The sequence below is a fragment of the Flavobacterium sp. 120 genome, from assembly GCF_003633605.1.
GTDB classification, from domain to species: domain Bacteria; phylum Bacteroidota; class Bacteroidia; order Flavobacteriales; family Flavobacteriaceae; genus Flavobacterium; species Flavobacterium algoritolerans.
The window spans coordinates 3172642-3192606 of sequence record NZ_RBKZ01000001.1 but is presented as its reverse complement, the minus strand read 5'-3'; the positions used below and the strand labels follow the sequence as shown (position 1 = coordinate 3192606).

At 36.3% G+C, this 19965-nt stretch carries 23 protein-coding genes and 1 tRNA gene; 12 read left to right on the top strand and 12 right to left on the bottom strand.

What is annotated here, in order from left to right:
• Both C8C87_RS15960 and C8C87_RS13705 read right to left on the bottom strand, forming a co-directional pair.
• The gene (locus C8C87_RS15960) at positions 1-132 is read right to left on the bottom strand and encodes a hypothetical protein (RefSeq protein ID WP_255415485.1); all 132 of its coding nucleotides are present in this window, start codon (positions 130-132) and stop codon (positions 1-3) included.
• A 109-nt stretch (positions 133-241) separates the two neighbouring features.
• A complete protein-coding gene (locus C8C87_RS13705) occupies positions 242-829 on the bottom strand; it encodes a riboflavin synthase (protein ID WP_121342962.1) in 588 nt (195 codons plus the stop codon).
• A 58-nt stretch (positions 830-887) separates the two neighbouring features.
• Here C8C87_RS13705 and pdxA point away from each other — a divergent pair, with 58 nt between their 5' ends.
• From pdxA to accC, 6 genes are all read left to right on the top strand, one after another.
• Positions 888-1937: a 4-hydroxythreonine-4-phosphate dehydrogenase PdxA gene (gene pdxA / locus C8C87_RS13700; RefSeq protein ID WP_099714174.1), complete on the top strand. Its 1050-nt coding sequence runs from the start codon at positions 888-890 to the stop codon at positions 1935-1937.
• An 85-nt stretch (positions 1938-2022) separates the two neighbouring features.
• Positions 2023-2565 (top strand): DUF177 domain-containing protein, encoded by a 543-nt coding sequence (locus tag C8C87_RS13695; protein WP_099714175.1) that lies wholly within the window; start codon positions 2023-2025, stop codon positions 2563-2565.
• 9 nt (positions 2566-2574) lie between these two features.
• Positions 2575-2769 carry a 50S ribosomal protein L32 gene (gene rpmF, locus C8C87_RS13690; protein WP_007137315.1) on the top strand — a complete coding sequence of 65 codons (195 nt, stop codon included), beginning with the start codon at positions 2575-2577 and terminating at the stop codon, positions 2767-2769.
• Between the two features lie 173 nt (positions 2770-2942).
• Positions 2943-3941: a beta-ketoacyl-ACP synthase III gene (locus tag C8C87_RS13685; RefSeq protein WP_099714176.1), complete on the top strand. Its 999-nt coding sequence runs from the start codon at positions 2943-2945 to the stop codon at positions 3939-3941.
• 23 nt (positions 3942-3964) lie between these two features.
• On the top strand, positions 3965-4444 hold the full coding sequence (gene accB / locus C8C87_RS13680; protein ID WP_099714177.1) for an acetyl-CoA carboxylase biotin carboxyl carrier protein: 480 nt from the start codon (positions 3965-3967) through the stop codon (positions 4442-4444).
• 98 nt (positions 4445-4542) lie between these two features.
• Positions 4543-5889 (top strand): acetyl-CoA carboxylase biotin carboxylase subunit, encoded by a 1347-nt coding sequence (accC, locus tag C8C87_RS13675; RefSeq protein WP_099714178.1) that lies wholly within the window; start codon positions 4543-4545, stop codon positions 5887-5889.
• A 69-nt stretch (positions 5890-5958) separates the two neighbouring features.
• Here the strand turns inward: accC and C8C87_RS13670 are convergent, their stop codons facing one another.
• Positions 5959-7872, bottom strand: a complete 1914-nt coding sequence (locus C8C87_RS13670; protein ID WP_121342961.1) for a S9 family peptidase — start codon at positions 7870-7872, stop codon at positions 5959-5961.
• 256 nt (positions 7873-8128) lie between these two features.
• Here C8C87_RS13670 and C8C87_RS13665 point away from each other — a divergent pair, with 256 nt between their 5' ends.
• On the top strand, positions 8129-9241 hold the full coding sequence (locus tag C8C87_RS13665; RefSeq protein WP_121342960.1) for an FAD-binding oxidoreductase: 1113 nt from the start codon (positions 8129-8131) through the stop codon (positions 9239-9241).
• Positions 9241-9987, top strand: coding sequence for a monofunctional biosynthetic peptidoglycan transglycosylase (gene mtgA / locus C8C87_RS13660; RefSeq protein ID WP_121342959.1), 747 nt, complete (start codon positions 9241-9243; stop codon positions 9985-9987). Before C8C87_RS13665 ends, mtgA begins: the two co-directional genes overlap by 1 nt.
• A gap of 140 nt (positions 9988-10127) precedes the next feature.
• On the opposite strand, the gene C8C87_RS13655 is transcribed toward mtgA, so the two are convergent.
• The 3 genes from C8C87_RS13655 to C8C87_RS13645 form a co-directional block, all read right to left on the bottom strand.
• Positions 10128-10382 (bottom strand): GIY-YIG nuclease family protein, encoded by a 255-nt coding sequence (locus tag C8C87_RS13655; RefSeq protein WP_099714182.1) that lies wholly within the window; start codon positions 10380-10382, stop codon positions 10128-10130.
• A 103-nt stretch (positions 10383-10485) separates the two neighbouring features.
• Positions 10486-10740 carry a GIY-YIG nuclease family protein gene (locus tag C8C87_RS13650; RefSeq protein ID WP_099714182.1) on the bottom strand — a complete coding sequence of 85 codons (255 nt, stop codon included), beginning with the start codon at positions 10738-10740 and terminating at the stop codon, positions 10486-10488.
• 48 nt (positions 10741-10788) lie between these two features.
• Positions 10789-10865: transfer RNA gene (locus C8C87_RS13645), tRNA-Ala, on the bottom strand.
• Between the two features lie 125 nt (positions 10866-10990).
• Here C8C87_RS13645 and C8C87_RS13640 point away from each other — a divergent pair.
• The 3 genes from C8C87_RS13640 to C8C87_RS13630 all read left to right on the top strand — a co-directional run bounded on the left by C8C87_RS13640 (position 10991) and on the right by C8C87_RS13630 (position 13355).
• Positions 10991-11758, top strand: coding sequence for an enoyl-CoA hydratase/isomerase family protein (locus C8C87_RS13640; RefSeq protein ID WP_121342958.1), 768 nt, complete (start codon positions 10991-10993; stop codon positions 11756-11758).
• Positions 11759-12133: 375 nt separating this feature from the next.
• Entirely contained in the window at positions 12134-12598 is a 465-nt protein-coding gene (locus tag C8C87_RS13635; RefSeq protein WP_099714184.1) for a 6-carboxytetrahydropterin synthase, read from the top strand.
• Between the two features lie 4 nt (positions 12599-12602).
• A complete protein-coding gene (locus C8C87_RS13630) occupies positions 12603-13355 on the top strand; it encodes a UDP-2,3-diacylglucosamine diphosphatase (RefSeq protein ID WP_121342957.1) in 753 nt (250 codons plus the stop codon).
• Positions 13356-13358: 3 nt separating this feature from the next.
• Here C8C87_RS13630 and C8C87_RS13625 read toward each other — a convergent pair whose 3' ends face one another.
• The 6 genes from C8C87_RS13625 to C8C87_RS13600 all read right to left on the bottom strand — a co-directional run bounded on the left by C8C87_RS13625 (position 13359) and on the right by C8C87_RS13600 (position 19074).
• Positions 13359-13715, bottom strand: a complete 357-nt coding sequence (locus C8C87_RS13625; protein WP_121342956.1) for a hypothetical protein — start codon at positions 13713-13715, stop codon at positions 13359-13361.
• A 146-nt stretch (positions 13716-13861) separates the two neighbouring features.
• Positions 13862-15130, bottom strand: coding sequence for an MFS transporter (locus C8C87_RS13620; protein WP_099714187.1), 1269 nt, complete (start codon positions 15128-15130; stop codon positions 13862-13864).
• Between the two features lie 10 nt (positions 15131-15140).
• Complete coding sequence (recJ, locus tag C8C87_RS13615) at positions 15141-16841, bottom strand: single-stranded-DNA-specific exonuclease RecJ (RefSeq protein WP_121342955.1); 1701 nt, start codon at positions 16839-16841, stop codon at positions 15141-15143.
• A 103-nt stretch (positions 16842-16944) separates the two neighbouring features.
• The gene (locus tag C8C87_RS13610; protein WP_099714189.1) at positions 16945-17289 is read right to left on the bottom strand and encodes a HopJ type III effector protein; all 345 of its coding nucleotides are present in this window, start codon (positions 17287-17289) and stop codon (positions 16945-16947) included.
• A 14-nt stretch (positions 17290-17303) separates the two neighbouring features.
• Positions 17304-18017: a 16S rRNA (cytidine(1402)-2'-O)-methyltransferase gene (rsmI, locus tag C8C87_RS13605; RefSeq protein ID WP_099714190.1), complete on the bottom strand. Its 714-nt coding sequence runs from the start codon at positions 18015-18017 to the stop codon at positions 17304-17306.
• A 76-nt stretch (positions 18018-18093) separates the two neighbouring features.
• Positions 18094-19074, bottom strand: a complete 981-nt coding sequence (locus tag C8C87_RS13600) for a hypothetical protein (protein WP_099714191.1) — start codon at positions 19072-19074, stop codon at positions 18094-18096.
• A 244-nt stretch (positions 19075-19318) separates the two neighbouring features.
• Here C8C87_RS13600 and C8C87_RS13595 point away from each other — a divergent pair, with 244 nt between their 5' ends.
• Positions 19319-19912 carry a thymidine kinase gene (locus C8C87_RS13595; RefSeq protein ID WP_099714192.1) on the top strand — a complete coding sequence of 198 codons (594 nt, stop codon included), beginning with the start codon at positions 19319-19321 and terminating at the stop codon, positions 19910-19912.
• Positions 19913-19965 lie beyond the last annotated feature (53 nt).

Sequence of the window (19965 nt, the reverse complement as noted above, 5' to 3'; positions counted from 1 at the left end):
TTATTTTTTAATCATTTTCCTTTTTGGGATTATGGATGTTTTTGCTGGTCCTGGAGGTTCTGGTCCTCCTGCGCCGACGGCTAAAAAACCGCCACCACCACCTGGATTGTCTATTGATGAAAATAGTGTCATAATAGTTGCAATTTCATTATTATTTGGAATTTATATCATTTACACCAATATATTAAAAACAAAAACCCCAATTTAAATTGGGGTTTTTTGTTTTTAGTATGGTTGCGAGTTATTTGTTAGCGTATAGTCTGGAAACGTATTTGCCAATTACATCGAATTCAAGATTTATTTTTGTGCCAACTTCAAAGGTTTTGAAATTAGTGTGCTCGTACGTGTAAGGGATTATGGCTACGCTAAATTCATTTTTTTTAGAATTCACCACGGTTAAGCTTACACCATTTACGGTAATTGAACCTTTTTCGATGGTAATGTTGTTTAATTTTTCGTCGTATTCAAAGGTGTAAAGCCAACTTCCATCGGTTTGTTCTGCAGTAATGCAGGTTCCCGTTTGGTCTACGTGTCCTTGAACGATGTGTCCGTCAAGTCTGTCGCCAAGTTTCATTGCTCTTTCTAAGTTAACGCTGTCTCCAACTTTCCAATCCGCTAAATTTGTTTTTTTTATCGTTTCGTCTATAGCAGTCACGGTATAGAAAGTATCATTGATAGCAACAACAGTAAGGCAAATTCCGTTATGAGCAACGCTTTGGTCAATTTGTAGTTCGCCGGTAATTGATGAATTCATCGTTATGTGAACATTACTGTTCTCTTTTTTTATTTCTTGGATGGTGCCAAGGGTTTCTATGATTCCTGTAAACATTTCTTGTTTTATTTTACTAAATTTGCACTTCAAAATTAGCAATAAATAACGTTAGGTCATGATGAAAAAAGCAGAAAATATAATCGTTGGGATTTCTATAGGAGATTTAAACGGTATTGGAAGCGAAGTTGTTTTAAAAACATTCGAGGATTCTCGTATGTTAGAGTTGTGTACTCCTGTTATCTTTGCTAATGTTAAGTTGTTGTCTTTTGTAAAGAAAAGTTTTCAATCTGCTTCTTTATTGCATGGAATTGATAAACTGGATCAAATTGTTCCGGGAAAGATTAATGTTTTAAATGTTTGGAGAGAAGGAGTTGATTTGAATCTTGGAGTAAATGATCCTAAGGCAGGTGAATATGCTATAAAATCATTTGTTGCGGCTACCAAAGCTTTGAAAGATGGTCTTGTAGATGTATTGGTTACTGCACCTATAAATAAATATAATATCCAGTCAGAGGATTTTAAATTCCCTGGACATACGGATTATTTAGACCAAGAGCTTGAAGGAAATGCGCTTATGTTGATGGTTCAGGATAATTTAAGAGTAGGGCTCTTGACGGATCATATTCCGTTAAGTGAAGTGGCTTCTCATCTTACGGAAGAATTGATTAAAAGAAAAATCGAAACGGTAAAGCAATCATTGATACAGGATTTTAGTATTAATAAGCCTAAGATAGCTGTTTTAGGGTTGAATCCGCATTGTGGCGATGGAGGTGTTATTGGTACCGAAGATGATTTGGTTATAAAGCCAACATTGAAAAAAATATTTGACAAAGGAACCTTAGTCTTTGGACCTTTTGCTGCTGATGGTTTTTTTGGAAGTAGTCAATATGAGAAGTATGATGCTATTATAGCGGCCTATCACGATCAAGGATTAATTCCTTTTAAAACATTATCTTTTGGTAATGGCGTGAATTATACTGCGGGTTTGAATAAAATAAGAACCTCGCCGGATCATGGTACTGCATACGATATTGCTGGAAAAGGAGTGGCTGATTTTAACTCATTCAAAGAGGCCGTATATCTTGCGATTGATATTTATCATTCGAGAAATCAATATGCCGAAATCAGTGTGAAGCCATTGAAAACAAAAGAAAAACAGTTGTGAACAAAAAAAAGTGAATAACATTATTAGATTTGCAATAATTTTATATCTTTGCACTCCCGAAGTTTAGGGTCAAATTGTTGTTGAAATGAAGAAGACAAAAGATTTTTTAATACCTTTTATAGGATTAAAGCTAGGAAAACATCATTTTGAGTATCAAATAAATAATTCGTTCTTTGAAATCTTTGATTATAATGAATATCAAGATTCAAATATCAAAGTAAATGTAGTTTTAGAGAAAAAAAGTACGCTGTTAGAGTTAAGTTTTAAGCATAAAGGAGTCGTAAATGTACCTTGTGATTTGACAAGCGAAGATTTTGACTTACCGGTTAAAGGCAAAATGAAATTAATAGTTCGTTTTGGCGAGGAATATAATAATGACAATGAAGAATTGTTGATTTTGCCTCATGGAGAGTTTGAAGTAGATATTGCACAATATATCTATGAAATGATAGTGTTGTCAGTGCCTCTAAGACGAGTTCATCCAGGAGTTAAAGATGGAAGTTTAAAAACCGAAGCTTTGACTAAACTTAATGAACTGATAGTAAAAGAAGAAAAAAAAGAGAATAAACAAGAAGAAAATATTGACCCGCGTTGGGACAAATTAAAGCAACTATTAACGGATAAATAATATAGTAAAATGGCGCATCCTAAGAGAAAAATCTCCAAAACAAGAAGAGATAAAAGAAGAACACATTACAAAGCTACTGTAGCACAGATTGCTACTTGTCCTATTACAGGAGAAGCGCATTTATATCATAGAGCTTACTGGCACGAAGGTAAAATGTATTACAGAGGGCAAGTTGTTATAGATAAATCTGTAGCTGTTGCTTAATACATTTTTGTAAATGATATTCGAACTCTCACATCGTGAGAGTTTTTTTGTTGTTTATAATTTTCATTAAATAAGAAGTTCCAAATCAAATGAGAATGGAATTTTTTTTGTAATTTTCAAGTCTTTTAAAAATTTTTCAAATGGCAACATTTGACAAAAAATAATCGCATACAATGAATACAATTACAGCCGCAATAACCGCTGTTGGAGCCTATGTTCCAGACTTTGTTTTAACTAACAAAGCTCTTGAGACCATGGTTGACACCAATGACGAGTGGATAACCTCTCGTACAGGAATAAAGGAAAGAAGAATCCTCAAAGAAGAGGGTAAAGGAACTTCTTTTTTAGCAATAAAAGCTGCACAAGATTTATTAGCTAAAGCCAATATCGACCCTCTAGAAATAGACTTATTGATAATGGCAACTGCAACGCCAGATATGCCAGTTGCTTCAACAGGTGTATATGTAGCAACCGAAATAGGAGCTTTAAATGCTTTTGCATATGATTTGCAAGCTGCATGTTCCAGTTTCTTATTTGGGATGTCAACTGCAGCAGCCTACATACAGTCCGGAAGATACAAGAAAGTGCTATTAATTGGTGCTGATAAAATGTCTTCTATCGTAGATTATACAGATAGATCAACTTGTATCATTTTTGGAGACGGAGCTGGAGCAGTATTGTTTGAACCTAATTATGAAGGATTAGGATTGCAAGACGAATACTTACGCAGTGATGGAATCGGAAGAGATTTTTTGAAAATTGATGCCGGTGGTTCTCTACTTCCTGCCTCTTACGAAACGGTAAGAGATAATAAACACAATATTATTCAAGACGGAAAAACAGTATTTAAATATGCTGTAACTAACATGGCTGATTCAAGTGAATTAATTCTGAAAAGAAATAATTTAACCAATGAAAATGTTGATTGGTTAGTTCCTCATCAAGCCAATAAACGTATTATCGATGCAACAGCAAATAGAATGAATTTAGAAGATTCTAAAGTGCTGATGAATATTGAGAAATACGGAAACACAACTTCTGCGACTTTACCATTAGTCCTTAATGATTTTGAACATTTATTCAAAAAAGGAGATACGATAATTTTGGCTGCTTTTGGAGGTGGATTCACTTGGGGATCTATATATCTAAAATGGGCATACGATAAAAAATAAATTTAAACTAAAAACAAATAATTATGGATTTAAAAGAAATTCAAAATCTAATCAAGTTTGTAGCAAATTCAGGAGTTGCAGAAGTTAAATTAGAGATGGATGATGTAAAAATTACCATCAGAACAACTTTAGAAGGGAATGTAACTGAGACCACGTATGTTCAACAAATGCCAGCTCAAGCTACACTTCCACAAGCAGCAGCACCGCAACAAATTGCTCCGGTTGCAGCAGCTCCAGAAGTTCCAGTAGTAGAAAATGCGCACTATATCACCATAAAATCTCCAATTATTGGAACTTTTTACAGAAAACCATCTCCAGATAAACCAATGTTTGTTGAAGTAGGTAAAACAATTTCTAAAGGTGACGTACTTTGTGTAATTGAAGCCATGAAATTATTTAATGAAATTGAATCTGAAGTTTCTGGTAAAATTGTAAAAATATTGGTTGACGATATGTCTCCAGTAGAATTTGACCAACCGTTATTCTTAGTAGATCCATCATAAGAAATTATAAATTATAAATTATAAATTTTGAATGATGAGTTTTCGTTATTTGAAGTAATTTAAAATTTAAAATTCAACATTTAAAATTTCAAATAAAGATGTTTAAAAAAATATTGATTGCCAATAGAGGGGAAATTGCGTTACGCGTAATTAGAACATGCAAGGAAATGGGTATAAAAACAGTAGCCGTTTATTCTACTGCAGATGCCGAAAGTCTACATGTAAAGTTTGCTGATGAAGCGGTTTGTATTGGACCGCCTCCAAGCAACTTGTCCTATTTAAAAATGTCAAATATTATTGCCGCTGCCGAAATTACAAATGCAGATGCAATACACCCAGGATACGGATTCCTTTCTGAAAATTCTAAATTTTCTAAAATTTGTCAAGAGCATGGTATCAAATTCATTGGAGCTTCTCCAGAAATGATTGATAGAATGGGAGATAAAGCTTCCGCAAAAGCTACGATGATTGAAGCAGGTGTTCCTTGTGTTCCAGGTTCAGTAGGAATTTTAGAATCGTATGAGCAAGCCTTACAATTATCAAGAGATTTTGGCTACCCAGTAATGCTTAAAGCAACTGCTGGTGGTGGTGGAAAAGGAATGAGAGCCGTTTGGAAAGAAGATGAATTGTTGAAAGCTTGGGAAGGTGCACGTCAGGAATCTGCGGCAGCTTTTGGAAATGACGGAATGTATCTTGAGAAATTAATCGAAGAGCCACGCCACATTGAAATTCAAGTAGTAGGTGATTCTTACGGAAAAGCCTGTCATCTTTCTGAAAGAGATTGTTCCGTTCAAAGACGTCATCAAAAATTAACCGAAGAGACTCCATCTCCATTTATGACAGATGAGTTGCGTGCAAAAATGGGTGAAGCAGCTGTAAAAGCAGCTGAATACATTAAATACGAAGGTGCTGGAACAGTAGAATTTTTGGTAGATAAACACCGTAATTTCTACTTTATGGAAATGAATACCCGTATTCAAGTAGAGCACCCAATTACGGAGCAGGTTATTGATTATGACTTGATTCGTGAGCAAATTATGGTTGCTGCTGGAATACCTATTTCGGGTAAAAATTACTTGCCACAATTACACGCGATCGAATGCAGAATTAATGCAGAAGATCCTTATAATGATTTCCGTCCGTCTCCGGGGAAAATCACAACATTACATATGCCAGGTGGGCATGGAGTTCGTTTAGATACTCACGTGTATTCAGGCTATACTATTCCACCAAATTACGATTCAATGATTGCAAAACTTATTACTACTGCTCAATCTCGTGAGGAAGCTATTAGTAAAATGAGAAGAGCCTTGGATGAATTTGTAATCGAAGGAATAAAAACGACAATTCCGTTTCATAGACAATTGATGGACGATCCTCGTTACATAGCAGGAGAGTACACAACTGCATTTATGGATACTTTCAAAATGAACGATCCAGAATAGTAAAATATTCAAAATATAAAAAAACCTCACTGAAAAGTGAGGTTTTTTGTTTTTCATCGATATATAAATCTACAAAGTTTCTTTCAACCATTTGAAAAATTCACTTTGCCAAACCTGAGCATTCTGAGGTTTTAATACCCAATGATTTTCTTCTGGGAAATACAAGAATCTACTTTTTACTCCTCGTAGTTGTGCCGCTTGAAAAGCTTCTTGTCCTTGTCCAGTTGGTACACGAAAATCTTTTCCGCCTTGAATAATTAAAATAGGGGTATTCCATTTTTCTACCAGCGTCATTGGATTGAATGTTGTGTAAGCTTTTTGTGCAACAGCATTGTCTTTTTCCCAATAAGCACTGCCAAAATCCCAATTGGTAAAGAAAACTTCTTCGGTAGTTCCATACATACTTTGAGTGTTAAAAATACCGTCATGAGCAATAAAAGTTTTGAATCGGTTGTTGTGGATTCCGGCTAAATAGAAAACAGAATACCCGCCGTAACTAGCGCCAACACATCCTAAACGTGTTGCATCAACATATTTTTCCTTCGCCACATCATCAATTGCAGATAGGTAATCATCAATTACTTGTCCGCCCCAATCTTTACTGATTTGCTCATTCCATTCTACGCCATGACCTTGCATACCGCGTCGGTTTGGAGCAACAACAATATACCCATTGGCAGCCATCAACTGTAAATTCCATCGGTAAGAATAAAATTGTGTCAATGGAGATTGTGGTCCGCCTTGACAATACAAAAGTGTTGGATATTTTTTTGTGGCGTCAAAATTAGGCGGAAGTACCACCCAAACTAACATTTTTTTGCCATCCGTAGTAGTTACATATCTTCTTTCTGTTTTGCTTAACGCCAAAGAATTATACGTTGCTGTATTGACATTGGACAATTGTTTCCAAGTGCTTTTCTTTAAATTATAGGAAAAAATTTCCGCCGCATGATTCATATCAGTTCTCGTTACAATAATGTTGTCACCAGAAAAACCAACTAAATCATTGACATCAAATTCTCCAGTAGTGATTTGACGAACGTTGATTGCTCCCGAAGCTTCGGGATTGGTCAGAGCCGGAAAATTAACTTCAAATAACTGTTTTGTTCCGTCTATTGGCGCAACAAAAAAGACTTTTTTTCCGTCACTACTCCAGATAAAATGATCGACAGTACCGTCCCAATTTGCCGTTAAGTTCATTTTCATTCCTTTGAAACTAACAATGAGGTCGTTTTTATCGGCTTCATAACCGTCTCGTTTCATTTGTAACCAAGTCAAATTTCCTGTAGGAGAAAATTGTGGAGCTGTATCATATCCTAGATTTTCTTCGGTTCTATTGCTAGTTTTTCCAGTTTCCAGATTGTATTCGAAAATATTGGTGTTGGTAGAAACAGCATAATCCGTTCCTGCTTTTTTCTTACTTACGTAAAGAATGCTTTTGCTGTCTGGTGACCAAATGTAATCTTCATCTCCACCAAAAGGTTTTTGTGGGCTGTCGAAATTTTCGCCTTTCAGAATGTCAATTCCCGTTGCGCCTTCTTTGTTTTCTTTGTAAAAAACATGGTTGTATTTGCCTTCGTTCCAAGTGTCCCAATGGCGATAATTCAAGCCGTCATAGATTTGAACATCTGATTTTTCCAGTTCAGGATAAAAATCTTTTCCGTGGACTTTTTCGATTTTTACTTCTTCATTGTAAACGATATATTTCCCGTCTGGAGAAATGTTCTTGTCTTTTAATAGATCTTTAGTCTCTTTTACTTCGGTTGGATTTCCACCATTTACGGGTAAAATGTAGAATTTTGTTTCCGATTTGTTTTCTTGAACAGAAGGAGTTGCGACTTTATAAACTATATTTTTTCCATCTTTGGAAATACCTAAAGGAGTTACTCTTCCTAGTTTCCAAAGTAGTTCTGGAGTCATTACATTTTGTGCTATAGCATTTAAACTCATCATTAATAAGGGTATAAGCAGTATTTTTTTCATTTTAATAATTGATTTTTCAAGCTATAAAATTAGCCAATTTAATTTGATGTTTTTTCGTTTTTAACACTTGCTTTTTAGCCCTGATACTAGTGGAAATCCTTTTATTTTTTTCTTTAAAAAAATAAAAGATTACTTCACACTACTTTTATTTTAATTGGAGTTCAGTGAATTTATTTGCAACGGATAGCGGGATTAGCTCCTGAAATAAATTCAGAATAAATCCAAAAAATTATTATTTTTATGAAAAAAATTGAACATGGATTTGAGCTATTGGGAATTAAAAAACTGGTTTACTGATGTAGATTATACCATCGTAGGAAGCGGTATTGTAGGTTTACATGCTGCATTACGCTTGCGCGAAAGATTCCCCGAAAGCAAAATTCTAGTGTTGGAAAAAGGAATGTTACCGCAGGGAGCGAGTACGAAAAATGCTGGCTTTGCCTGTTTTGGAAGCCTTTCAGAAATTATAGATGATTTAAAATCCCATTCAGAGGAAGAAGTGATTCATCTAATCCAAAAACGTTGGAAAGGTTTGCAATTGCTGCGAAAAAGACTCGGTGACGACACCATAGATTTCAAACCATATGGTGGTTATGAGTTGTTTTTAAAAGACGACGAAAGTTGTTACAGTGAGTGTGTTGGGAAATTGCCCTTCATCAATGAAATTTTAAGACCACTTTTTAAAGCGGATGTTTTTGCCAAGGAAGTAGACCGTTTTGGGTTCAACGGGATACAGGAATATTTGGTTTTCAATCCTTTTGAAGCACAAATAGATACCGGGAATATGATGCAGGCGTTGTTGAAAGAAGCAGTTTCTAAAAATATTTTAATTCTAAACCAACAAACCGTTACTTCTTATTTCGATAAGGGAAATGGAGTGGAAGTGGCACTTGGTGATTTCAGTTTTAGTACTAAAAAAATATTGTTTGCTACGAATGGCTTTGCTAATACATTGACAACTGGAGCTGTTAAGCCCGCCAGAGCGCAAGTTTTAATCACTGAACCTATTAAAAACTTAGATATAAAAGGAACTTTTCACTTGGATAGAGGGTATTATTATTTCAGGAATATTGGCGACAGAATATTATTGGGTGGTGGAAGAAACCTGGATTTTGAGACGGAGAACACAACCGAATTTGGACAAACAGAAATCGTCCAAAAAAAATTGGAACAATTATTAAAAGAAGTAATTTTGCCTCATCAGGATTTCCAAATTGCACACCGTTGGAGCGGCATCATGGGTATTGGTAACAGCAAAAGTCCCATTGTTTCACAATTGTCCGATAATGTCTATTGTGGTGTACGATTGGGCGGAATGGGAGTAGCAATAGGAAGTTTAATTGGAACAGAATTAGCAGATTTAATATAATGGCAACGAAAATAACACCAAGAAAATCAAGACAACCCGTTAAAAAAGAACCTACCTCTCTTATGAGCAAAATAACTCGTTTTTTATTCAAAGCATTGCTATGGTTCTTTGGACTCTCTTTGTTTTTTGTGGTACTATTTAAATTTGTTCCGGTTCCGTTTACGCCTTTAATGGTGATTCGCGCGATTGAAAACAAAACAGCTGGAAAAGAAGTTTTTTTCAGTCACGACTGGGAACCAATTGAAAATATCTCCATGAATCTTCAAAAAGCCGTAATCGCCAGTGAAGATGGAACGTTCCTGAAACACAATGGTTTTGATTTTGTCGCGATGCAAAAAGCATATAAAAGCAATGAAAGAGGTCGAAGAATAAAAGGAGGAAGCACCATATCGCAACAAACCGCCAAAAATGTATTTCTTTGGCAAGGGCGAAGTTATTTGAGAAAAGGACTTGAAGCGTATTTCACAGTTTTAATCGAAATCATTTGGGGAAAAGAACGCATTATGGAAGTGTATCTGAATAGTATCGAAATGGGAAATGGTGTTTATGGAGCACAAGCAGCTGCAGAACATTGGTACAGAAAAGGAGCTAGTAGTCTTACACCGTTGCAGGCAGCAGGAATAGCCGCAATTTTACCCAATCCAAGAAAGTATTCGGCAACCAGTTCTTCTTCTTATATCAACAGACGAAAAGCTAAAATCGTTCGTGTGATGCGACAAGTGGGGAAAATAGATTATTCAAAATAGTTTGTAGCAGTCTTAAAAAGTAATCAAACAATTTCTAAAAATAAAAAACCGTAAACTCTTAATTAAAAGATTTTACGGTTTTATTTTGTGGAGAATATCGGATTCGAACCGATCACCTTCCCGAATGCTTTCGGGACACTCTATTCAGATGATTCTTTTGATATTAAAAATTCAATATATTTTCTACTTTTCTTCTTTTTGATTTCCATTTCTCTTTGTACAGCCAATGAGCGTGAATCAAAACTTTCAAAATAAACCATTATCCAATCTTTAGCCACTTTTGTGTAAGTACTTCTGCTATTTAAATGGTCATTAAGTCTATTTTCAATATTTTCACAGGAACCAGTGTAATATTTGTCTAAAGTTTTAGAGAAAATGATATAAGTATAAAACATAGGATTTAAAATAAAAAAGCCTCACATCTCTGTAAGGCTTGATTTTACTGGTGGAGAATACCGGATTCGAACCGGTCACCTTCCCGAATGCTTTCGGGACACTCTATTCAGATGATTCTTTTGATATTAAAAATTCAATATATTTTCTACTTTTCTTCTTTTTGATTTCCATTTCTCTTTGTACAGCCAATGAGCGTGAATCAAAACTTTCAAAATAAACCATTATCCAATCTTTAGCCACTTTTGTGTAAGTACTTCTGCTATTTAAATGGTCATTAAGTCTATTTTCAATATTTTCACAGGAACCAGTGTAATATTTGTCTAAAGTTTTAGAGAAAATGATATAAGTATAAAACATAGGATTTAAAATAAAAAAGCCTCACATCTCTGTAAGGCTTGATTTTACTGGTGGAGAATACCGGATTCGAACCGGTCACCTCTTGCCTGCCAGGCAAGCACTCTAGCCAAATGAGCTAATCCCCCAAACGTGTTCGCAAATATAACATATAAATTTTCCAAAAAGCAAATTTCAAAATACAAATCCATTCTATTTGAAAAAAAGCCAAATCCTCCTTTACTTTTTTTAACTTTACATCAAAATCCCCGCTATGGTATCAGAAAACCCAACAGGTTCGCTCTTCACAACAATCGAAAATAAAATCGCAACCGTTTCATTTGGTCATCCTTCGAGCAATTCTTTTCCAAGAGAATTATTGAATCGTTTAACAAATGAGTTCGCTATTTTAAGCACAAATCCAGCCGTTTCGGTGATTGTTATAGAAAGTGAAGGCTCGGGAGCTTTTTGTGCAGGCGCTTCTTTTGATGAACTTTTGGCTGTTTCTGATGAAGCAGCAGGAACCCAATTTTTCTCTGGATTTGCGCATTTAATCAATGCGATGCGTTCGTGTTCCAAGCTTATTGTGGGTCGCGTTCACGGAAAAGCAGTTGGTGGCGGCGTAGGAATTGCGTCAGCTTGTGATTATACTTTGGCCACAAAAAATGCATCAATAAAACTATCAGAATTGGCAATCGGAATTGGTCCCTTTGTAATAGAACCTGTAGTTTCCAAGAAAATCGGAAAGACGGCAATGGCCGAAATGACTCTTGCAGCCCATGAATGGAAAACTGCTGAATGGGCTGCAGCCAAAGGATTGTACGCCAATACTTTTGAAACCGTCGAAGAATTGGATGCCGCAATAGCTGATTTCAGCGCTAAATTATCCAGTTATAATCCCGAAGCTTTACTGGAAATGAAAAAAGTGTTGTGGGAAGGAACGCAACATTGGGATACATTGTTGCTGGAACGCGCCGCGATTTCGGGTAAATTGGTGCTGTCTGATTTTACCAGAAAAGCGTTGTCCCAATTCAAAAAGTAATTTTTTCAGGATTTATTCTGTCCCGACGCTTCGGGATATTTCAGGAGCTATTTCCTGCTATCCGTTACAATCTTTTATTACCCTGTCAGGTTCGAAACCCTGACAGGGTAACAAAAGGATTTTCACTCCTATCAGGGCTAGGTCTCAGTGGAATCCGAATATTTTTTTGACTAATTTTCGTTTTGTTTACCATTAAGAAATTAAGTTTCATCAAGATCTTAACTTAATTTTTCTTAATTTCTTAATGGTTTAATTATTATATTTTTTATGCTTCTTTGTAAAACTTCGTGTAATAATTCCTTAAAATCGTTTGCCCTACATTTACATCCCATTTCTCATATCAATTTGCTAAATTTGCATCAAAATTAAACTCCGATGAGCAATATCAGAATTACAAAACAATTTAGTTTCGAAACCGGACACGCTTTATACGGTTATGACGGGAAATGTAAAAATGTTCACGGACATAGTTATAAATTGTCAGTAACGGTAATTGGAACTCCAATTACAGATCGTTCCAATGTGAAATTTGGAATGGTGATTGACTTTACGGATTTAAAGAAAATTGTAAAAGAAGAAATTGTAGATCAATTTGACCATGCAACTGTTTTCAACGGAACGACTCCTCATATCGAATTGGCAAATGAATTAATGAGCCGAGGACACCATGTTATTTTGGTAGATTACCAACCAACAAGCGAAAATATGGTAGTCGATTTTTCTCAAAGAATCATCAGCCGATTACCGGAAGGAATCACTCTTTTCTCTTTGAAATTACAAGAAACCGAATCTTCTTTTGCAGAATGGTTTGCTAGTGATAATATGAAATCCATACTGTAACTTCATGCAATTACCCAATAACAAAAAAATATATTTCGCCTCCGACCAGCATTTTGGCGCACCAACACCTGAATTGAGTTTTCCGAGAGAACAAAAATTTGTGGCTTGGCTCGATGAGGTAAAAGGCGATGCCGAAGCTATTTTTCTATTGGGCGATTTATTTGATTTTTGGTTCGAATACAAAACTGTAGTCCCAAAAGGATTTATTCGTGTTTTAGGCAAACTCGCCGAAATCCGAGACAGTGGAATCCCTATTTATTTTTTCGTGGGAAACCATGATTTATGGATGGAAGATTATTTCCAGAAAGAACTGAATATTCCCGTGTTTCATGACAATCAAGAATACATTTTTGGAGATAAAACATTCCTTATTGGCCACGGTGACGGAAAAGGTCCTGGAGATTTAGGATACAAACGCATGAAAAAGATATTTACAAATCCGTTTTTCAAATGGCTTTTTAGATGGCTTCATCCGGATATTGGCGTGAAACTGGCGCAATACCTTTCGGTAAAAAACAAACTGATTTCTGGTGATGAAGATGTGACTTTTCTTGGCGAAGACAACGAATGGCTGATTCTCTATTCCAAAAGGAAACTGGAAACCAAACACTACAATTACCTTATTTTTGGCCACCGCCATTTGCCTATGAAAGTAACCGTAGGTGAAAATTCTGAATACGTCAATCTAGGTGACTGGATTACGTATTTTACCTATGGCGTTTTTGATGGTGAGAATTTTGAGATTAAAAAGTATTAAGCTCTAATTCATTCCCTCTCCATACAAATATTCATCCAGATTTATTTTAAACAAAGTCCCTTCCACCAAATCTTTTACGGCATCTAATTCTTCCATGGAAACGGCCAAGTCAATTTGGGAACAAGGCGTTTTTAGTAAAAATTTGTGGCATTTGTTTTTCAATTCACAATCGTCGCAGCATTTATTTTGGAAATAGCTGTCCTCAATACAGCGCTTAAATAGTTGCAGTTCCTGTTGGGTAAAATAAAAACCCATTTCTCTAAAAACCAGTTGGACTTTGTCCAGTACAATGCCATTATCCTTTCTCCAGTAAAAAGAAGTACCTAAATTGTTATGATATATTTGTTTTATTTCTTGCATCTGTCATCAGTTTGAAACAAATATAAGTATTATTTATATTTATTCTAAATAATAAAACATAAAAAAGACATAAAAAAGTCGGTAAGTAATCTTGAGATTATTTTACCGACCAGTTATAGGAAGTTTTTTTTCTAAAAAACTATTTATTACTCGCTCTTTTCGTGTTCTTCAATATCTTTTTGTAAGTCCAGTTTTCTAAAAGTAGGCGATACGGCTCCGGTAAGAAATACGGTAATCAATGTCATGCTTCCGCCAAAGACCACTGCGCTAACAGTTCCCATCAGCTTTGCAGTTAAGCCGCTTTCAAAAGCACCTAATTCATTAGAGGAACCCACAAAAATAGAATTCACAGCTGCAACTCGGCCTCGCATGTGATCGGGAGTTTTCAATTGCAAAATAGTTTGGCGTATCACCACCGAAATTCCGTCGAAAACACCGCTTAAAAATAAAGCAATAACTGATAACCAAAAAATCGACGAAAGTCCAAAAACGATAATACAAATCCCAAACGCAAAAATTGCCGACAGCAGTTTCATACCCGCATTTTTAGTAAAAGGAATATAAGCGGAGATTATCAGCATCAAAAAAGCGCCAACAGCAGGAGCGGCTCTCAAAACACCAAATCCCTGCGGTCCCACTTTTAAAATATCTTGTGCAAAAATGGGTAACAAAGCAACGGCTCCACCAAAAAGAACGGCAATCATATCCAATGATAAAGCGCCTAAAATCGTCTTATTGTTGAAAACAAATTTTACGCCTTCTTTCAAACTTTCCATAATGGGTTCCCCAATTTTTGGATTCAAAATAGGCTTCGTTGCAATTTGGGTTAAAGCGATTAAAGCAAAAAGTGAACATCCCAAAACGATCGACATTGACCAGTGAACGCCAATCCAATTGATGGAAAAACCGGCTACTGCAGGTCCTAAAACCGAACTTATTTGCCATACGGAACTGCTCCATGTGGCAGCATTGGGATATATTTTTTTAGGAACAATCAATGCCAAAAGAGAAAATATCGTCGGGCCAAGAAAAGCACGGACCAATCCTCCTAGAAACACGAAAAAGTAAATGGAGTATAAAATAGTTTGGGTAGAAAAATCTTTGATAAACGGTGGCCACGTAAATAAAAACAAGCCCAAACTAATGATTGAAAACCCTAAAATGCATTTGAAAAGCAATCCTTTTTTCTCCTTTTGATCAACAATGTGTCCGGCAAATAATGCCATCGAAATAGCTGGAATGACTTCCATTAATCCAATGATTCCTAACGATAACGGATTTTTGGTCAAACTGTATACTTCCCATTCAATCACGATAAACTGCATCGACCAACCAAAAACCATGGCAAAACGCAATAACAAAAAAATATTGAATTCTTTATAGCGCAGGGCTGAGTATGGGTCATTTTTTTTCATAGCAACAGAATCATTGTTTAATATCTCGCAATCGCAATTGCAAACTTAATTTACCTTTCCATTCGTTTTCATCAATGCAATACACGGCTTGAAAAGGTTTTTGATGGGTAGTCAGTTCGATTTTGTTTCCCAAATTAAAACCAATTGCAGCGATGCCATCGGTCCCGAGGCTTCGGGATTGTTTCACAAAAAGTTTTAAATGTTCGTCTTCTTGTCCAAGCGGTTTTCCATAACCGGTATCTTTGATGTTTTTGGTCAGGAAAATTGGAGTCATATTTTGTGGGCCGTACGGTTCAAATTGTTTCAGGATTCTAATTAATTTTGGGGTAATATCCGCAAAATCAATCTCGGCATCAACTGCAATTTCAGGGGTCAACATATCCGGATGAATGGTTCTTTCGACTTCTTTTTCGAAAGCATCTTTGAAGATTTGGTAGTTTTCTTCCTTTAAAGTCATTCCAGCAGCATACATGTGACCGCCAAATTGTTCCAAATGTTCGGTACACGCTTCGAGTGCATTATACACGTCAAATCCTTTTACGGAACGTGCCGAAGCCGCATATTTATCGCCACTTTTGGTAAAAACAAGCGTAGGACGATAATAGGTTTCTATCAATCGGGAAGCGACAATTCCAATCACACCTTTGTGCCAATCTTCTTGAAAAACTACGGAGGTAAAACGTTCTTTTTCATTGTTTTCCTCAATTTGTTTTAATGCTTCTTTGGTGATTAATTTGTCCAAATCCTTTCGCTCGGAATTATAGGCCTCAATTTCGGAAGCAAATTGTTGGGCTTGCTCAAAATCAAATTCGGTTAATAATTCCACTGCATGGTTGCCGTGTTTGATGCGTCCGGCAGCGTTGATTCTGGGTGCGATGATGAAAACAACATCGGTAATATCTAAGGTTTGTTTTTTTATTTGGTGAATGATGGCTTTGATTCCTGGTCTTGGGTCAGAATTGATGACTTGCAATCCAAAATAAGCCAACACTCGATTCTCTCCGGTCATCGGGACGATATCAGCAGCAATCGCAGCCGAAACTAAATCCAGATACGGAATCAAATCATCGATTGTCTGGTTTCTGTTTTTTCCCAATGCCTGAATCAATTTGAAACCTATTCCGCAACCGCATAATTCATCATAAGGATAAGTGCAATCGTCTCGTTTTGGGTCGAGAACCGCTATGGCTTCGGGTAAAAAATCTCCCGGTCTGTGGTGGTCACAAATGATAAAATCGATGTTTCGTGCTTTGGCGTAAGCCACATGATCGATGGATTTTATACCGCAATCCAAAGCAATGATGAGTGAAAATCGATTGTCATCAGCAAAGTCAATTCCCTTAAAAGATATTCCATAACCCTCGTCATAACGATCGGGAATGTAGGTCGCCACGTTTGGATAATAGGTTTTTAAATAGGAAGAAACGAGTGAAACTGCGGTGGTTCCATCTACATCATAATCGCCAAAAACAAGGATATTTTCCTCGTTTTCAATCGCTTTTTCGATTCGGGCGACTGCTTTTTCCATATCTTTCATCAAATAGGGATCGTGCAAATCCTCTAAACTTGGGCGAAAAAACCGTTTGGCATCTTCAAAAGTTTCGATGCCGCGTTGCACTAATAAAGTGGCCACAAAATCCTCCACATTCAAAGCTTTCGCCAAATTTTTCACGGTATCTTCGGAAGGTTTTGATTTAAGGGTCCAACGCATATTGGTTTGGGATTATAAAAATTAGGAATTCGAAAAAGTAACTACCGCTAATTCCGTTAATTATGTCTGTCGATTTAATTTACGAATTAACGTTTTAACTTTTTTATTTCAATACTAAAGCACTACCGTAAAATGCGATTCCATCCCAACCGGTTTTCATGAAATTGCGAATGTTTTGATGATCAGTTCCGTTTGGATTTTTTAAAACATCTTCGTAATAATATGCTCCAAAACAAGCTAATGTTTCTGCTTCTGATAGGTTTTGAATTTCGGCGAAAGCAAATAATTTACAGGAACCTGAATTTTCTCCAGCTGCATTGTGTTGCAAACCGTTCTCAAATGCCGTTGGAGTAAAGTCGTAGTTTTCTTCAATTGTTGCAATGGTTTCTGCAAAAGCGATGGATTCTGGTGTCTGCTTTAATTTTTCTAAAAAGGATTCTAAATTCATGGTGTTTTTATAGGTTATTCTTCTTCCGAAAATTTACTTTTTTTAGGTTCTTTAGTGATTGTTTTTCCGCTGACCACGACTACAATTTCTCCTCTTGGCGCTATTTTATCAAAATGAGCGACCACTTCTTTAACTGTTCCGCGAACATTTTCTTCGTGCAGTTTGGATAATTCTCTGGAAACCGATATTTGACGGTCTTCGCCAAAATAGGTGATGAATTCCGCTAAAGTTTTCACTAATTTATGGGGAGAAACATATAAAATCATCGTTCTTGTTTCTTCCGCTAATGCTAAATATCGGGTTTGACGTCCTTTTTTGTCAGGCAAAAATCCTTCGAAAACAAATTTGTCATTAGGTAAGCCGCTGTTGACTAATGCCGGAACAAATGCTGTTGCACCAGGCAAACATTCTACGTCAATTCCGTTTTCAACGCAAGCGCGAGTCAATAAAAAACCCGGATCCGAAATGGCAGGCGTTCCCGCATCGGATATCAAGGCGATATTTTCTCCGGCTTTCAATCTCGAAATTAAATTCTCGATGGTTTTGTGTTCGTTGTGCATGTGATGGCTGTACATGTGTGTGCCAATCTCGAAATGCTTCAACAATTTTCCGCTCGTACGCGTGTCTTCGGCGAGAATCAAATCGACTTCCTTAAGAATCCGAATCGCTCGAAAAGTCATATCTTCGAGATTGCCGATAGGCGTAGGAACGATGTATAATTTTGACATAGATAAAATAATTAAATACAAATTCTATAGAAAATCTGTATTTGTTCAAATGTATATTCAGAAAGTTTAAGGAAGTTTACAAGAATTTCTTCTCTATAATATCCATAAAACGTTCCTCATATTCTTGTTTTCCTTCCCAGTTATTGTAGTCCGGTTTTACCATTTCCTGAATAAAATCTCTGGTTTCGTAGAACGTATCAAACGTGATTAATTGATTTAAAACGCGGTTGTAATCTTCGCTGCTGTTTCCAAAAAGGTGTTTTATAAAAGCAATGCGATCATTCAAATCGATGTTGATTCCTTTGGCTAATTTTTCGTTCAGCGAAACTGTTTTTGGTTCAACAGCTTCTTCTTTGACAGGTAATACTTTTTCTTCCTCCGCAACGATTTCTTTTGGAGTTTCGATTACTACTGCAGTGGGAATATTTTCAATTTGTTGCACTTTTACAAACTGGGTGTCATGGTAATTTCCGCCCAATAAATCTTCGAAAGAAATTTGTACCGGTTCCATTTTCTTTGGAGCTTCCACTTCCGTTTCTACTTCCTCCTCTTGAGATAATTCAAAAGCCGGAGTGAACGCTGTCGTTTCAGGTGCTGAAGTTTCTTTTTCCTCCACAACTATTTCTTCCTCAATAATGGCTTCTTCTTTTTCTTCTTCCGGAGTTACTTCTTCATTAGAAATTGTCTCTTCCAAAGGAACTTCAACAGTTTCTTCTTCCACAATATTTGTTTCAGATTCAGATTCATCAGCAGTTGTTGTTGCTTGTTCCAAAGGCGTTTCAGCAATTTCTTCGACAACAGTTTCTTCGATTACTGCTTTAGCTTCCGGTTGAACCGATTCTGTTTTATCAAAAATGGATTCAATTTTCTGCTCTATTTCAGCAGCGCCAATAGTTGGTTTCGCCTCACTAAAGTGCTCGTCTACAAATCGTAAGACAGAAAGTTTTTCATATAATTTCTGCGTTTCCAGATATAATTGATTGATGTCAGATTTATTTTTTAATTGTAATATTCTGTGTGCAATGCTGATTAAATCGGCTTCCAATTTTTTTTTCATAACTTTTGAAATTATAGTGTGTTAGGCGGGTCTTTTTAATAAATATCTTCCTATTTTTATTTAGCATAAGGAAGAAGGAACCTTTGCTCGCATGATTTTATTTTTTAAATAAGAGCTCGCGAATCTCCGATTCAATAAAAATGTTATACTTTTGAAACGACGTAAAAGTATAAAATTTTTAAGTCGGTTTTATCCATTACAAAGTAATAAAAACTATTCATTTTTTAAGTCAGAAAAATACAAAATGTTTCTCGAAAATACAGTAAATCATAAAGAACAATTTGGTTGGATCGAAGTCATTTGTGGCTCCATGTTTTCGGGTAAAACCGAGGAATTGATCCGTCGTTTGAAAAGAGCGCAGTTTGCCAAGCAAAAAGTAGAAATTTTCAAACCGGCAATCGATACGCGCTATGATGATGAAATGGTCGTATCGCACGATGCCAATGAAATCCGTTCTACGCCCGTTCCTGCTGCCGCAAATATTGCTATTTTGGCGCAAGGTTGTGATGTCGTAGGAATTGACGAAGCACAATTTTTTGATGACGAAATTGTCAAAATTTGTAATGATTTGGCCAATCAGGGAATACGAGTAATTGTTGCCGGATTAGATATGGATTTCAAAGGAAATCCTTTTGGTCCGATGCCCGCATTAATGGCAACTGCCGAATATGTTACCAAAGTACATGCCGTGTGTACCCGCACCGGAAATTTGGCGAATTACAGTTTCCGAAAAACTGACAATGATAAACTGGTCATGTTAGGCGAAACCGAAGAATACGAGCCGTTAAGCCGTGCCGCTTATTATCATGCGATGAAGAAGGATCAGGAGAAAAAATAGAAATCCTCTCCTCTCCCGACGCTTCGGGACTCTCCGAAGGAAAGGGAGCTGAG

Coding starts and splice junctions, on each gene's coding strand:
- C8C87_RS13655 (WP_099714182.1), bottom strand. CDS start 10,382: ATGTTTTATACTTATATCATTTTCTCTAAAACTTTAGACAAATATTAC.
- recJ (WP_121342955.1), bottom strand. CDS start 16,841: ATGCGTTGGACCCTTAAATCAAAACCTTCCGAAGATACCGTGAAAAAT.
- C8C87_RS13595 (WP_099714192.1), top strand. CDS start 19,319: ATGTTTCTCGAAAATACAGTAAATCATAAAGAACAATTTGGTTGGATC.
- C8C87_RS13695 (WP_099714175.1), top strand. CDS start 2,023: ATGAAGAAGACAAAAGATTTTTTAATACCTTTTATAGGATTAAAGCTA.
- C8C87_RS13650 (WP_099714182.1), bottom strand. CDS start 10,740: ATGTTTTATACTTATATCATTTTCTCTAAAACTTTAGACAAATATTAC.
- mtgA (WP_121342959.1), top strand. CDS start 9,241: ATGGCAACGAAAATAACACCAAGAAAATCAAGACAACCCGTTAAAAAA.
- C8C87_RS13600 (WP_099714191.1), bottom strand. CDS start 19,074: ATGAAAAAAAAATTGGAAGCCGATTTAATCAGCATTGCACACAGAATA.
- C8C87_RS13625 (WP_121342956.1), bottom strand. CDS start 13,715: ATGCAAGAAATAAAACAAATATATCATAACAATTTAGGTACTTCTTTT.
- accB (WP_099714177.1), top strand. CDS start 3,965: ATGGATTTAAAAGAAATTCAAAATCTAATCAAGTTTGTAGCAAATTCA.
- pdxA (WP_099714174.1), top strand. CDS start 888: ATGATGAAAAAAGCAGAAAATATAATCGTTGGGATTTCTATAGGAGAT.
- C8C87_RS13630 (WP_121342957.1), top strand. CDS start 12,603: ATGCAATTACCCAATAACAAAAAAATATATTTCGCCTCCGACCAGCAT.
- accC (WP_099714178.1), top strand. CDS start 4,543: ATGTTTAAAAAAATATTGATTGCCAATAGAGGGGAAATTGCGTTACGC.
- rsmI (WP_099714190.1), bottom strand. CDS start 18,017: ATGTCAAAATTATACATCGTTCCTACGCCTATCGGCAATCTCGAAGAT.
- C8C87_RS13640 (WP_121342958.1), top strand. CDS start 10,991: ATGGTATCAGAAAACCCAACAGGTTCGCTCTTCACAACAATCGAAAAT.
- C8C87_RS13705 (WP_121342962.1), bottom strand. CDS start 829: ATGTTTACAGGAATCATAGAAACCCTTGGCACCATCCAAGAAATAAAA.
- C8C87_RS13635 (WP_099714184.1), top strand. CDS start 12,134: ATGAGCAATATCAGAATTACAAAACAATTTAGTTTCGAAACCGGACAC.
- C8C87_RS13665 (WP_121342960.1), top strand. CDS start 8,129: ATGGATTTGAGCTATTGGGAATTAAAAAACTGGTTTACTGATGTAGAT.
- C8C87_RS13620 (WP_099714187.1), bottom strand. CDS start 15,130: ATGAAAAAAAATGACCCATACTCAGCCCTGCGCTATAAAGAATTCAAT.
- C8C87_RS13670 (WP_121342961.1), bottom strand. CDS start 7,872: ATGAAAAAAATACTGCTTATACCCTTATTAATGATGAGTTTAAATGCT.
- rpmF (WP_007137315.1), top strand. CDS start 2,575: ATGGCGCATCCTAAGAGAAAAATCTCCAAAACAAGAAGAGATAAAAGA.
- C8C87_RS13685 (WP_099714176.1), top strand. CDS start 2,943: ATGAATACAATTACAGCCGCAATAACCGCTGTTGGAGCCTATGTTCCA.
- C8C87_RS13610 (WP_099714189.1), bottom strand. CDS start 17,289: ATGAATTTAGAATCCTTTTTAGAAAAATTAAAGCAGACACCAGAATCC.
- C8C87_RS15960 (WP_255415485.1), bottom strand. CDS start 132: ATGACACTATTTTCATCAATAGACAATCCAGGTGGTGGTGGCGGTTTT.